Source organism: Okeania sp. (assembly GCF_983059655.1).
In genome coordinates this window covers 1-15,608 of record NZ_CEZPJD010000095.1, presented here as the reverse complement: position 1 = coordinate 15,608, position 15,608 = coordinate 1, and the positions used below count along the sequence as shown (strand labels likewise).

Annotated in this window: 8 protein-coding genes; 4 read left to right on the top strand and 4 right to left on the bottom strand. The window is 37.7% G+C overall.

The window, feature by feature from the left end; translation table 11 throughout:
* Positions 1-252 precede the first annotated feature (252 nt).
* Positions 253-2,022 (top strand): sensor histidine kinase, encoded by a 1,770-nt coding sequence (locus tag AC3DU7_RS08235; protein ID WP_488038868.1) that lies wholly within the window; start codon positions 253-255, stop codon positions 2,020-2,022.
* Between the two features lie 287 nt (positions 2,023-2,309).
* On the opposite strand, the gene AC3DU7_RS08230 is transcribed toward AC3DU7_RS08235, so the two are convergent.
* From AC3DU7_RS08230 to AC3DU7_RS08215, 4 genes are all read right to left on the bottom strand, one after another.
* A complete protein-coding gene (locus AC3DU7_RS08230) occupies positions 2,310-4,520 on the bottom strand; it encodes a molybdopterin oxidoreductase family protein (RefSeq protein WP_488038867.1) in 2,211 nt (736 codons plus the stop codon).
* 529 nt (positions 4,521-5,049) lie between these two features.
* The gene (locus tag AC3DU7_RS08225) at positions 5,050-6,567 is read right to left on the bottom strand and encodes an MFS transporter (protein WP_488038866.1); all 1,518 of its coding nucleotides are present in this window, start codon (positions 6,565-6,567) and stop codon (positions 5,050-5,052) included.
* Between the two features lie 265 nt (positions 6,568-6,832).
* Positions 6,833-7,516, bottom strand: coding sequence for a hypothetical protein (locus tag AC3DU7_RS08220; protein WP_488038865.1), 684 nt, complete (start codon positions 7,514-7,516; stop codon positions 6,833-6,835).
* A gap of 141 nt (positions 7,517-7,657) precedes the next feature.
* Complete coding sequence (locus AC3DU7_RS08215; protein WP_488038864.1) at positions 7,658-9,190, bottom strand: ferredoxin--nitrite reductase; 1,533 nt, start codon at positions 9,188-9,190, stop codon at positions 7,658-7,660.
* A 788-nt stretch (positions 9,191-9,978) separates the two neighbouring features.
* On the opposite strand from AC3DU7_RS08215, the gene AC3DU7_RS08210 reads away from it, so the two are divergent.
* From AC3DU7_RS08210 to AC3DU7_RS08200, 3 genes are all read left to right on the top strand, one after another.
* Positions 9,979-11,901 (top strand): sensor histidine kinase, encoded by a 1,923-nt coding sequence (locus tag AC3DU7_RS08210; RefSeq protein WP_488038863.1) that lies wholly within the window; start codon positions 9,979-9,981, stop codon positions 11,899-11,901.
* Position 11,902: 1 nt separating this feature from the next.
* The gene (locus AC3DU7_RS08205; protein WP_488038862.1) at positions 11,903-12,352 is read left to right on the top strand and encodes a response regulator; all 450 of its coding nucleotides are present in this window, start codon (positions 11,903-11,905) and stop codon (positions 12,350-12,352) included.
* 319 nt (positions 12,353-12,671) lie between these two features.
* The gene (locus AC3DU7_RS08200) at positions 12,672-15,332 is read left to right on the top strand and encodes an EAL domain-containing protein (RefSeq protein WP_488038861.1); all 2,661 of its coding nucleotides are present in this window, start codon (positions 12,672-12,674) and stop codon (positions 15,330-15,332) included.
* Positions 15,333-15,608: the final 276 nt, after the last annotated feature.

Here is a 15,608-nt window from a genome sequence, read left to right as displayed (position 1 = left end):
TACTCCCCCGCTCCCCTACTCCTTAAAAAAGACTTTTTCAGCAAGCCCTAATTAGACTTTGGTGGAAGGAAGGCAGAGGACAGAAGGCAGAAGGGTTTCTTCCAATTTCAACCTAACTCTATACACGCTCCGATACTACCGGACATGATATGAAGCATCCGGTCGCCAGAAGTACTAGGCAGATTGCTTTCTGCCCTCTGTCTTCGTACTTCTGCCTTCTCGTTAATACAGTTTACTGATGAGGTACAGAGTATGAAAACAGGGAAACTTTTCTCTGCGATTGATAAGTGGAGTAGAAGCTTAAGTATTGCCAAAAAAATTTGCTATGGCTATTCCCTGGTAATCAGTATTGCAGTGCTAGGTACAACAGTAGGGTTAATTGTGGGAGATTACTACCACCAACAAGCCCAAAAGGAGCTAGAATTAGTCCAGAAAAAGTATACTTTGTTAAAAGAATTAGAAAGTGCGATCTGGCAAGTACAATTCCACCCTCAACAGTTAGCTGCTGTAGTCGCTAACCCAGTATGGTTTAGGTATGAAATAAGTAAATTTATGGTTAGGAGCGATCAATTAAAAGAAGTAATTAATACTCTCGAGAATGTAATTGAAAATAACTCAAATAATTTAGTAGTAAACCCGGAAAGTTTGCAGAAAGTATTACACAGTTATAATCAGACATGGAATTCTTATGCTCAACTAATGGAGGGAATTTGGCAGGGAATAGATCCAGTTAATTTGCAACCAGAAAATATCCTATTTACTCAGCAAAAGGTATTAGCTATCAACACAGAAAACAAAACTATTGAGATTCGCGTTCAGTTTGAAAGGCTCTCGGAAAGCTTAAATCAGCTAATAGCTCTTGTAGAAAAACGACAAAATCAAGCTAACCAGAGATTTGTGCGTTCGGAAATATTACGAATCCAAATTATCATTGGTAGTATGGCTCTATCGGTAGCGATCGCTGCTTGTTTAGCATACTATACCAGCCAAGCGATCGCCCGTCCACTCAAAACATTAACTGAGACTGCCCAAAGGATAACAGTAGAATCTGATTTTTACCTGCAAGCTCAAGTCACCACTAATGATGAAGTTGGGTTATTAGCTATATCCCTAAATCAGCTTATACGATGGGTAGGAGAGTATACTCGAGAATTAAAGTTAACTCATCAAAAACTAGAGAAACGTAGTACTGAACTAACACAAGCTTTGCAAGAACTCAAAGAAACTCAGATGCAATTGATTCAAACAGAAAAAATGTCTAGTCTTGGGCAAATGGTGGCGGGAGTTGCCCATGAGATTAATAACCCAATCAATTTTATTTCTGGTAACATCAAGCCACTTCAGGATTATATACAAGAGCTTTTCGATTTACTAAATCTTTATCAAAAACTATATCCTGACTTACACCCAGAAATAGAAGATTTAATCAACGAGATCGATCTTAATTATATAATCGATGATTTGCCCCAGATAATTTCTTCTATACAGATGAGCACTGACCGGATTAAAAATATTGTACTCTCGCTACGGAATTTTTCTCGTCTAGATCAAAAAAACGTGAGGCCAGCAGATCTTCACATAGGGATTGATAGCACTCTATTAATTCTCAGTCATCGCCTCAAAAAGGGAATTGAAGTTATCAAAAACTATGGAGATTTACCTTTAGTAGAATGTTATCCAGCTCAATTAAATCAAGTGTTTATGAATATCATTGCTAATGGTATTGATGCGATGCTAGAGTCAGATATTCAACCAAAACAGATTGTGATTCAAACAGAAAAGGTAGCTGAAGATAAAGTCATGGTGAAAATCAAGGATAATGGTCTTGGAATACCACTAGAAGTCAAAGATAAGATTTTTGACCCATTTTTTACAACGAAGTCAGTAGGAAAAGGAACCGGTTTAGGTCTCTCTATTTGTTATCAAATTATTGAAAAGCATAGAGGTAGCATAGAAGTAATTTCCGAACAAGGAAAAGGTACAGAGTTTGCGATCGCTCTTCCTATTCGTTTTCTTGAGTAGGGGAGTGGCTCACACAGATTATGGCACGGATACACGGATAGGTCAGGGAGTAGGGGAGTGGGGGAGTGGGGGAGATTGAATATTGAAGTAGTTATAGAATTAAGCGTTGCATAAATGCGCTTGGGATTTTAATAGTTTTGTGGAATGGGCATCTTGCCCGGTCCCAACCAACCAATAAAAAAGTGGTGTTGGGTTTATCCTCCGGATAAGCTACGCTAACATTCTTAAACCCAACCTACACCTAAATGCTTTTTCCTCCTGAATTCTAAATTCTAAATTCTGCCATGTCACCTCTTCATAGATATCGCTGACGATCTTTCTACACAATATTCCGATCCCACCAAGTCTTCTGTATCAGGAGTGTCAAATTTAATTGGCCTCAACTGCACGGCACAAGCTTTTAACTCTGGTTGCCCAGACTCAGGACAAACTTGAGGATGAGTCAAAGCATTTGCCTCTGCTTGATTTGCCCATAGTGCCCCCCAGTGCATCGGCACAAATACAGTCCCTGGAGTAATAGCTTTAGTAACTTTTGCTGGAAATCTAGCTGCACCTCGTCGTGATTGCACTTCTACCCAATCATTTTCTTCAATCTCTAACTTCTGAGCATCCTTTGGATGAATTTCTATAAAAGGCATCGGGTGCATTTTTTTAATTTTATCAATGCGTCCTGTGCGTGTTTGAGTATGCCAATGACCATATAAGCGCCCTGTTGTCAACACAAAAGGATAATCAAAATTTGGTGGCTCTGCTAAACCTTGGGAGTAAAATGCAGCAAACTTTGCCCTACCATCAGGAGTGTTAAATCGGAAATTAGTATACAGACGCTCCTGAGATACTCCACTACTATCAGGGCAAGGCCACTGGATAGGACCCTTTTCTCGTAGTCGCTCGTAGGTAATATCAGTCTGGTCACAAGGGCGATCGCGTGTCAACTCAAGAAATTCAGCTCTCACTGCTTCCGAATCAGCAAAATCAAACTGATTTGTAAATCCTAAACGGCGACCTACCTCTGCAAAAATTTCCCAATCTGCTTTTGCTTCTCCAAGAGGTTCGCGGAATGCCGGACACAAAGTTACCATTCGCTCCGAGTTTGTCATCGTTCCTGTTTTTTCTCCCCACTGAGCAGCAGGTAACAACAGATGAGCATATTCGGCTGTTTCAGTAGGATAATAAGCATCCTGATAAACAGTAAAAGGCGATCGTAATAAAGCTGCCTTAGTCCGCTCTAAATCTGGCATACTCACTGCTGGATTAGTCGCTGCAATCCACAAACAACCTAATTCCTCACGTTCCAAAGCCGTAATCATCTCCCAAGCAGTGCGACCAGGAACAGCAGAAATTTGCCCAGGAGTCAATCCCCATAACTTTTCCAAATCAGCCCGATGTTGGGGATTTTTCACCACCCGATAACCAGGCAAAATATGAGCCAGTCCTCCTGCTTCCCTACCACCCATAGCATTAGGTTGACCAGTCAGTGAAAACGGTCCTGCACCCGGTTTACCAATATTACCTGTCATCAAATGCAAATTAATCAGAGTCCGGACTTTTGCCGTCCCCTCAGATGACTGATTCATCCCCATTGACCACAAAGATAAAACTTGCTTTGACTCACTCCAATAACGAGCTGCCGTTTCCAACTCATCCAAACGAATATTGCAGTGGCGTGCAACTAGATCGGGTGGGGAATGACGAATCACATCAGTGTATTCAGGAAAACCAGTCGTACATTCATCAATGAATGTAGCGTCGATTGCTCCCCAACGCATGAGTAGATGGGCAATACCGTTGAGTAGATCGATATCAGTACCTGGTCGAATAGCCAAATGTAAATCTGCGAATTCTGCTGTTTTAGTCCGACGGGGGTCTACCACAATCATTTTCACTTTTTTATTTTTCTTGTGGTGAACCCGCAGACGATTAAATATAATGGGGTGACATTCGGCTGTATTAGTACCGATTAAAAATGCACAGTCTGTTTGTTCTAAATCGTCGTAGCAACAGGGGGGACCGTCGGAACCGAAACTTTGAATATACCCCGATACTGCTGAGGACATACAGAGGCGAGAGTTAGCATCAAAGTTGTTAGTTCCCAGACATCCTTTAAGTAATTTCTGAGCTATATAATAATCTTCTGTTTGAAACTGACCAGAGCCGTACATACAAATTGCATCCGGTCCTTGAGTGAAGCGTACAGTTTGAATCCGGTTAACAATCCGATTAAAAGCTTGATCCCAAGTAACGCGACGGAAAGGCTCATCTAGGGTATCGCGCATCATTGGATATTTGAGGCGACTTTTATCCAATGCTTCTGCAACAGTGGCACCTTTTACACAAACTTTGCCTTGACTAGAGGGATGAGAGCGATCGCCGCGTACTTGCCAAATTGGATTACCTTTCCTATCTCGATTTGTTGCTTTTCCAGGAATTGCTGGCGGTAATACATCCAAGCCACAGCCAACTCCACAATAAGGACAAAGAGTTTTTGTAGGTTCCATAGTTTACTTTAAAAATAATTTTCTTGGCAGACGAATAAGTAAAATTTAAGCGAATATCATTTACACTTAATACGCTAAATATTACACTTAGATGCTCAATAATTTAATTTTGTATTCCAGCAGAAGTTATTTTACTGCTAAACTTTCCCTGATTTTTTCTATTTATAGTTAATATAATATAATACTTAATATTAATATTTAAGTTTAACGATAGAGAATTTAATTTTTGTTTATTATTGAATACTTTATGAAAAGTTATCTGTTACATTGGATACGTTTTCATAAACTCTTAAATTAAAGTAAGGATCGCCAAGCCAAGGATTTCAATCTTTGGCTAATAGTTTAAGTCATCTCAAGATGACTCTTGAGGAGTATGCCATCTTTTTCATCTTGATTATATTGTGGTGAATCAGTGCAACTTGATATTAAGCCTTCCTGCCTCTTCCCTCGCTAGATATAGTAGGGGTCAACGGCCGTTAACCCCTACAAATGGTATGTAATTCGTATGCGTGCGTAAGTCCTATTAGTATTAGTCTTCAGCAAACATAGGAACAGATTGTAGATTCACTTCCTCTTCTTCCTCTTCATCCTTATGGTGTTCGGCAAATGAACCCTCTGGCTCTTTCAAGAAGAAACCACACAGGAACGCCACAATTATTGACATTACACCGAGAACTTCAAAGAAAATTCGATTACCAACAGCACCTTCAGGCAATAAACTAAACGTAGTCAGATAAACCACCGCACCTACGTTACCATAAGCACCAACATTACCAGCAATTTGACCTGTCACTCGGCGCTTAATTAAAGGAACTATAGCAAAAGTAGAACCTTCAGCAGCTTGCACAAAGAAAGAACACATCATAGTAAGTAACACAGCAATAGGTAGCAACCAACCTCCAGTTACACGACCAAATGTGAGATAACCTATTCCCATCCCAGCAGTCAATACTGTCATTGTTAACTTCCGACTACCAAGTTTGTCTGAGATTAAACCACCACCAGGACGAGATGCTAAGTTCATAAAAGCATAGCTAGCTGCTATCATCCCTGCCACGGCTTTATCCAGGCCAAAAGTATTTTCAAAGAAAGCAGGAAGCATAGAAACCACTGCTAACTCAGAACCGAAGTTAACAAAATAAGTAAGTTCTAAAATTGCTACTTGAGAAAACTCATAGCGGTCAGCAGGAGGATAACGCTTCTCTCCTGCTACCAATTCTTTATTAGCTGCCCAACAGTTATAAGTTTGGAAAGCGTACAAACCGAAGAGTAATAGCCAGACAATATAAAGTTGACCTTGATTTAGGAAACCAACTTTACTCAAGCGCCAAGCTAGTAAACAAAGAACTCCTGTTAAAGGAAGATTCATCAAAATTAGGAATATAAAATCTTTCTGGGTTGTAACTTCTAAACCTGTGGCACGCTTAGGCTTTTTATACACCTTACCAGGAGGGGTATCTTGAACATTGAAGAAATAAAACATGCCATATAGTGCAGCTATAATACCTGTTAGAGCGATAGATAACCGCCAGTTCAATATATCACCTGCACCAAAAGTTAAAAAAGCAGCTACAGTAGGAAGGGTGAAAGCAGAAGCAGCAGAACCAAAGTTACCCCAACCGCCATAAATACCTTCAGCCAAACCTATTTCTTTAGGAGGAAACCATTCAGCGACCATGCGGATGCCAATCACAAAACCAGCACCGACAATACTCAGTGCTAAACGGCTGATAACTAACTGGCTGAAGTTTTGGGCTAGAGCAAAACCTATACAGGGAATAGCTGCATACATTAGGAGCAGCGAATAGGTGATTCTTGGTCCGTATTTATCTAACAACATCCCAATAATAATTCGGGCAGGTACTGTTAGTGCAACGTTACAGATAGCAATAGTTCTTATTTGAGAAGTTTCTAAACCAAAATCTGCTTTTATTGATGTTGCTAATGGGGCTAAGTTAAACCACACAACAAATGATAAAAAGAAAGCAAACCAAGTTAAATGGAGGATACGGTAACGGCCCCGAAAAGACCAAAGTTCTGTTAACATATTCTGTTGAATTACAATAATTATTAAGGCTATCTAAGGTAACAAACAAAAATTAATTTAGATGACAAGTGTAACTAAAAATAATTTGAACTAATTATTAATATTTGTCAAGTAAATTAGTAGCAGAGTCAGGTGCTACTTTTAAACGAACGATTCAATTTTTTGCGATTAGCATAGTAGGTTGGTAGAAGTTACAATCATCAGTGCTATTTCTATTTATAAAATTCTACCTAACACCTACTATGTATCACCTCAAACCAAAGACCTACTTGGTTACCCACTGGTTAACTTGAAGTGTGCCACTGGGAGTTAGTAGCACTAAATATTCTGCTGTTGGTTTGTTAGCATCAGCAGTGCTAGAGTTAGTCAACTTAGCTAGAGGAGTTTCTCCCACGTAGTCGGAAGCTGCTTTATTGATATTTTCATACTTAGCAACCATTCCTGCGGAGTCCATTGTGACTCGATAAGCTAAATTTTCAGAAAAAGTTGGATATTGTTGCCAAGCTTGGTCGATCTGGTTGTACAACATTGAGTTTAATTTCTCAAGAGTACTTGAGTCAGTAATAACTTTTGGTGCTGCTTGAGTTTCTGGAACTGTCAAAGTTACTTCAGTTTCTGTTGATGCAGTTTCTGTAGCAGCTACTGTATTGACTGCTGAGACTGACTCAGTAGTATCAACTGCGGAAGAAACAACAGAAGCTGATGGAGCAACAGTAGGTTCTGAGGAAGTGGATGTGTTGGCTACAATAGGAGCAGTATTAGTAGTGGATGTAGCAACAACTGTTTCTTCTTCTTGTTCTTGCTGTTGAGCATATTCTGCTAGAGAACGCTGCCAAGCATTGACATAAAAGCCAGCAAATAGGGTTAAACCAACTACAGATATAATTTTTAGACCTAGAGATTTTGCAGTTTCGGGTGAATTGTTAGAAGTATTAACTGTAGTAGACATTGTTGAGATTCTCCTTATTGTTGTGTTTTGAATGTAATAAATTTTGTCTGTAAGACTAAGTTTTAGAAAAGCTATTTAAGCTTCTCCGGTCTTTATTTGTAAGATTTCTGATAGATTTTTTAAACACCCTTGATCGAAAACTTACCTTGGTTGAGCACCAAAATTTTCAATTAGCAAGTTCCGCAAAACTGTTTTGAGGTCTTCACAGGGAATGCCTTTTTGAACGCAACTGCCAAGTTTAGCATCTTTACCAACTGTGCCTCCCATATACAGGTCAACACCCTCAACCATTTTGCCATCTTTGCGAGCTTTAGTTCCCATCAAACCTATATCTGCAACCTGTGGCTGTCCGCAAGAGTTGGGGCAACCAGTCCAGTGAATGCGTACTGGTTTTGGCATTGACAGTTCAGCTTCCAGTTCCTTTGCTATTGCTAAGGCCCTATTTTTGGTTTCAACGAGAGCAAAGTTACAAAACTGTGCCCCGGTGCATGAAACTAAGGCCCGAGTTAATGGTTGAGGATTAATGGAAAACTTTTCTAGGAGTGATTCCCCAAGGAATGGTTCAATTCTAGACTCAGGAACATTAGGAATAATAGCATTTTGTTCTACTGTCAGCCTAATTTCTCCATTGCCATAAACCTCAGCTAGGCGTGCTAGTTCAAACATATTGTCAGAATACAACCTACCTACCGGAATGTGCAACCCAATATAGTTTAAACCTGGTTGTTTTTGTTTGTAAACCCCGATGTGGTCTCGTTTTTCCCAGATAATTTCGTCTTTGGGAGCTTCTGCTTCTAGAGTTTGCCCCATTTGTTGCTCAACTTTTGAGCGGAATTCATCCAGACCCCACTCATCTATCAGCCACATTAGCCTTGATTTTTGGCGGTTTCCTCGGGAGCCATTATCGCGAAAGACTTCTAGAATAGCCCGGCAAATGGCAACAACTTGATTTGGTTCTACCCAAGCATTAAGGGGGATAGCTGCTGCACAACGTTTAGCGGAGAAAAAGCCACCGACTAGAACGTTAAAGCCAAATTTATCGTTTTTGTAGGCGGGAACAAAAGCAATATCGTTAATTTCGGCATGGATAGAGTTATCACGGCATCCGGCGATCGCTATATTGAATTTCCGTGGTAAATTGGTAAATTCTGGGTTGCCTTTGCTGTTGCCTGTAATCATGTCTTGGACTTGCTGCACTAACTCACGAGTATCGTACAGTTCGTCTGCGTCTATTCCAGCTACTGGGGAACCCGTGATATTACGTACATTATCCATACCTGATTGAACACTGGTTAAACCTACTTGTTCAAATCGGCGGAAGATGTCTGGGATATCTTCTATTCTAATTCCTCGCAGTTGCAAGTTTTGTCTGGTGGTGATGTCGGCACTGCCGTCTTCCCCATACCGTTGGACTATCTCTGCCAATACTCCCATTTGTTGACTGGTGATGACACCATTTGGCATCCGCATCCGCAACATAAATTTCCCTGGAGTTACTGGTCGGAAGAATACGCCTAACCATTTTAGTCTGTGGTCGCGGTCAGTTTTATCTATTGCTTCCCAACCTATATTGGCAAATGTTTCTAGTTCTGTTTTCACTGCCAGACCATCTTTTTCTGCTTTAAATTTCTCAAATTTATTTAGTTTTTCTTGGCGTTCTACTGTGCCAGTCATTTCAGTTATCAGTTATCAGTTATCAGTTATCAGTACCTCCTTATTATTAGGAGGCTACAAAAATACGGAATTATCTTTTTTTATCTCCTTAAAAGGGGAGACTTGAGTCTTTATGCTTAATAATTCTGTATCTGTTGTCACTATTTAATTCAAATTTTTATTAATTTGTTGTTGACTAATGTAAATGACTTTAAATTAAATGTTCGTATTCTTTGTTACAAAATATATACTTTCATGAAGTTTATGTATTTATTTAATGCAATAAACGCATTTAAAATGCAAAAGAGGTATAGATATATAAAATAGATATATAGATATATAAGGACAAGGACTAGTAACTGTATGGAAACCATTTTGGATCTATGGAAAAATCATAGGGGGAGCGTGGGAAGATAGGGAGATGAGGAGATGGGGAGGAGGTAAATTTTCATCCTATTCTCTTTATCTATATTTTTCGTGCTGTAACCCAAGATGCGGGTCAGCTTAAAATCAAGAACCCATAAATCAGTTGTCAGTATTTATTAGACAAAAGTTAAAGTCGCTAAACTGTAAACATACAGAACTTTTTAGGATAGTCAGGCACACTTTATAGTAATCAAAGCAAAGGGCGCGGACAGATGAAAAGCTTAAAACTGAGACAACACAAGCTTTTTCCTTCTTATCTATAAAATCTGACTTTTGATTTTTAACTTTTGACTTCTGTGAATGTGAAATAATTTCCTGAAATTACTGTGACATTAAAGTTTCGAGTCTATAAAATCTCACTTTTGACTTTTAACTTTTGACTTATGCTTAAATATATTCCTCATGGACACTGTTATCTATGGAATCCTAGTTTAGTTAGCTTGCATTTAATTTCAGATATTCTGATTGCTATTGCTTACTTCTCTATCCCTCTAATGTTGGTTTATTTTGTCCAGCAAAGACAAGATTTACCTTTTCCTTCTATATTCTGGTTATTTAGTGCCTTTATAGTTTCTTGTGGGACAACTCATGCTCTAGATGTCTGGACTTTATGGCATCCCACTTACTGGTTTTCAGGAGCTTTGAAAGCTATAACTGCCATAATTTCATTGTTTACAGCTTTTGAACTCCGTATTCTCATACCTCAAGCCTTAGCATTGCCTAGTCCAGCAGAACTAGAAAAAGCAAATCAGGAACTACACAAACAGATAGTAGAACGCCAGGTTATAGAAACTCAATTACGAGAAAGCGAAGTTAAATTTTATGCTGCTGCGGAAGCAAGTTTAGATAGTTTATTTATATTTAACAGTCTACGGGATGAAACTGGACATATTGTCGATTTTATTTTTGTAGAGCTAAACTCTCGCGCCGAACAACTCATTTCTATGTCTAAATCAGAAGTATTAGGACAAAGACTGTCCAAACTAATTCCGATCGACAGTACCGGAAATTTCTTGGAAAAATACGTTCAGGTTCTGGAAACGGGTAAAGTTCTTAAAGAAGAGTTTTCCACAAATATCTTTACTCCCAAGATCTCCTGGTTGCAACACATGGTAGTTCCTCTAGCAGATGGTATTGCTATTACTGCTAGAGATATCACCGAACGCAAACAGATGGAAAAAACATTGCAAGAAAGAGAAGAACGTTTCCGTCTAGCTTTTGATAGTGCACCTATTGGTATTGCCCTGGTATCAATAGATGGAAGTTTTATCCGGGTTAACTATGCTTTGTGTGTAATGCTTGGTTACAGTGAACTTGAATTGATACAGTTAACTTTCCAAGAAATTACTCATCCTGAAGATATAGCTACCGATCTTATTTTTGTGCAGAAACTCTTAGAGGGCAAAATAGACTTCTACAACATAGAGAAGCGATATATTAATCGGAAAGATAATGTTATCTGGACAATTTTGAGTGTTTCTCTAGCAAAAGATTCATTAGGTGAACCTTTATATTTCATTTATCAAATTCAAAATATTACTCCCCGCAAGCAAGATGAAGCTCAACAGCAAAGGCTCATTACTCAGCTAAAAATTAGTAATCAAGAGCTAGAGGATTTTGCTTATGTGGCTTCTCACGACTTGCAGGAACCATTGCGGAAAATTCAGACTTTTGGCGATCGCCTCAAAGTTAAATATGTGGAAGTTTTAGATGAAAAAGGGCTAGACTATCTACGAAGAATGCAGAGTGCTGCCAACAGGATGCAAACTCTAATTAGGGATTTATTAAATTTCTCACGTATTACGACTAAAGCGCAACCCTATATACCTGTAATCCTTTCTCAAATAGTTGCAGAAGTTATTGATGACTTGGAAAACAATATTGAACAAACAAAAGCTCAGGTAGAAGTAGGAGAATTATTTACTATTCAAGCTGATCCGATACAAATGAGACAACTGTTGCAAAACCTAATTTGCAATGCACTTAAGTTTCAGTTACCAAAAAATCGCCCAATTGTCAAGGTAGAAGCAATTTTACAGTCGGAAACTAATCAAGTTCAAATTATGGTATCCGACAATGGAATAGGTTTTGAGGAAAAATACTTAGACCGAATATTTACACCTTTTCAACGCCTGCATGGCAGGCAAAAATATCAAGGTACTGGCATGGGACTAGCAATATGTCGTAAAATAGTTGATAGACATAAAGGTAATATTACTGCTCGTAGTATCCCCAATCAAGGAACTACTTTTGTGATTACTTTGCCCATTGAACAAACTTTAGAGAAGCAAAAGGAGCATATCTAAGTTGAATAAAACACCAGCACCAATTCTCATGGCTGAAGATGATGAAGATGACCGCCTCCTAGCAATAGAAGCTTTTGAAGAAAGTAAATTACTTAATAAGCTATACATTGTTGAGGATGGGGAAGAATTATTAGATTTTTTATATCATCGAGGTGCTTATACAGACCTGACAACTTCTCCTCAGCCAGGACTAATTCTGTTAGACTTAAATATGCCCAAAAAAGATGGAAGAGAAGCTCTCAAAGAAATTAAAGCTGACCCTAATTTACGTTTGATTCCTATTGTAGTTTTAACTACTTCTAAAGAAGAAGAAGATATCTATACTTCTTATCAATTAGGAATTAGTTCATTTATTGTCAAGCCAGTAACATTTGAAGGATTAATAACAGTAATTCAATGTTTGAGTAGATATTGGTTTGAAATTGTTGAACTTCCTACTAGAGAAGATTGAATCTGCTGGTGCAATTTTTAGACTTAGTATTTCCTGGAAAAATTATATATATTAGAAATTGCTTTTTGTTGGTTGTAAGTAAAATTGTTCACCTGAGCATAACTATAATTAGTAGTATATAAATACAAGCAGATTTTTATGAAAAATACACTATTAATCTGACTCTTAATAGAAGATAATTAAGATGGTTTTATCTTTAATAAATGACATTTTTTCAGAAGTAGAGTTGCCAAAAATATCCCTTGATTGGAAAAATGCCTATTAAAAGGGATTAGCTGCAATGAAAGTAAATAAAATTTAGGAAATAAATATTTATATCATGGAAAAGCAGACTATTAATATTCTCCTAATAGAAGATGATGAAGATGATTTTATCGTCATTAATGACATCTTTTCAGAAGTAGAGTCGCCAAAAATATCCCTTGATTGGAAAAATACTTATGAAGAGGGATTAGCTGCTATACAAATAGGAGAATATGACGTTTGTTTGCTTGACTATCGTTTAGGAAAAAAAGACGGAATAGAATTACTTAAAGCAGCAATAGAACTTAATTGTCAGACACCAATTATATTCATCACAGGTCAAGGCGATCGAGAATTAGATCTACTGGCGATGAAAATAGGAGCAGCAGATTATTTAAACAAATTAGAAATTCGAGAACATACATTAGAGCGAGTAATTCGCTATGTCATTGAAAGAAATAAAAATTTAATTGCACTAAAAGAAATTCAAGCCAAACTACAAGAAGCTCAAAAAATTCCCCATTTGGGTAACTGGCAATTAGACCTCAAAACACAGAAAATAACTTTGTCTAATGAGGTATTTAGAATTTTTTGTCTGAGTGAGACTAAACAACAACCAACTTATACAGAATTCCTCCAAATGTTTGCTCCCGAAAGTAGAAAATTATGGTCAGAAAATATGACTTTAATCTTAGAGAAAACTCAAAAGTGTGAGTGTGAATATGAAATAATTTGCCCGGACGGAACACTAAAATATCTTTATACAAAGACGAGTTTAATCGCAAATAGTAACTTAGAATCGATCAGCATATTTGGTACAATTCTAGATATTACAGAGCGCCAAAAAGCCGAATTAGAACTCAAAAAAATTAGAAAGCAAGAACATTTATTAAGTTTAGTGATAGACAGAATAAATCAGTCTTTAAATTTAGAGGAGATATTAGAAACAACAGTAGAGTCAGTGAGAGATTTTTTGCAGTGTGACCGCGTAATAATTTACCGTTTATTAGCAAATGGTAATGGTGTTGTAGAAAAAGAATCTTTAGCACCAAATTGTCTTTCACTTTTAGGCATGAAAATTGTCGATCCATGTTTTCCCAAAAGCAATATTTTAGAACGTTACAAACAAGGTTATTTTAGTATTATTAATGACATTAATCAATCGGGGATGCAACAATGTCATATCGATATGCTCAGAGATCTTCAGGTGAAAGCAAATATAGTGCTACCGATCTTAATTTCAAGCGAAACTGAAAACAAAAATCAGATTGACAACTCAGAAATTAATGTATGGGGGTTATTAATAGCTCATCATTGCCGAGAAAATAGACAGTGGAAAATATCAGAAACCGACTTATTAAGACGCTTGGCAGCTCAGACAGCGATCGCTATTCAACAAGCTCAACTTTATCAACGCTTAGAAAAACTCAATCAAGAATTAAAAGCAATTGCTTATGTTGATGATTTAACAGGAGTATTTAACCGTCGTCATTTTGAGCAAAAATTTCAACAAGAATGGAGAAGGTTGGCACGGGAGGAAGCTGTCATATCAATTATTATGTTAGATATAGACTACTTTAAGCCTTATAACGATACTTATGGTCATCAACAGGGAGATAAATGTTTGCAACAAGTAGCTCAAGCTATTCAAGCTGTGGTGAAACGGCCAGGAGATTTTGTAGCTCGATATGGTGGAGAAGAGTTTGTAGTTGTGTTGCCAAATACCCCCATCGAAGGAGCACTTAAAGTAGCAGAAAATATCAGAATAAAAATTGAAGCTTTAAAAATTCCTCATCAAGCTTCAGCAACAAGTCAGTGGGTAACAAGTAGCTTAGGAGTTGCAGATAGCAAATGCTCAAAAACATCTAATCCGGAGAGATTGCTAAAAGCAGCAGATACAGCTCTCTACAATGCCAAAACTTCTGGTAGAAACCGCATAGATATCTATTATGTATGTATGGAAACTCTAGAGAAACAAAAGCAAGAAATTAATTTAGTTACACAACTACGAGATGCTTTAAGAGAAAACGGTTTTTGTCTGTTTTCACAAGCAATTGTCCCATTGCATGAAGGCTTACAAACAAAACTTTATGAAGTTTTGCTCAGATTTAGATATCCTTCAGGTAAAATTATTTCACCCACTACTTTCTTACCAGTAGCGGAGCGCTATCATTTAATGCCAAGAATTGACCGTTGGGTGGTACAAAATCTACTATATTTCTTGTCTTTGCAGAAAATTGATCGTGCGGAGCAAGATTGTATTTTTACTGTTAATCTTTCTGGTGCTAGCATTAACGATAGCCACTTTCTAGAATTTATCGAATATCAATTTGCCTGTTCCCAAGTGCCCCCCCAAAAAATTTGTTTTGAGATTACTGAGACCATTGCTATTACGAATTTAGATAAAGCAGCAAAATTTATTCAGTCTCTCAAACAAATTGGTTGTAGTTTTGCTTTGGATGATTTTGGCAAAGGAATGTCTTCTCTTTCTTATCTCACAAACTTGCCAGTAGATTATCTCAAGATTGACGGGATGTTTATTAAGAAAATGGAAAAAGATAGTGTCACTCAAGGAATAGTAGAAGGTATTCATCATATTGCCAGGGCAATGAATTTAAAAGTAGTAGCTGAATATATAGAAACAGAGTCAATTCTCAATAAAGTCAGTAGCTTAGGAATAGATTATGGTCAAGGATTTTATCTTGACAAACCAAGTCCACTTTTGTTTTCTGTTTGAGAGTAGGGAGTAGGGAGTAGGGAGTAGGGAGTAGGGAGTAGGGAGTAGGGGAGATTACAACAGTTTCGGAGTTAGTGAGGTACAAAATTTTAGGACTTTAGACAATAGACAAAAGAGAATTAATAAACTATACTTCACTATCCTAAAAAGTGCTGTAAATATTGAAGTATAGTTATAAACATATACTATATAACCGGATTTTATATTAATTAGGGTTTGCACTTCACTAGTCTTTTTGCGCTCGGCAGGGAGTAGGGAGTAGGGAGTAGGGAGTAG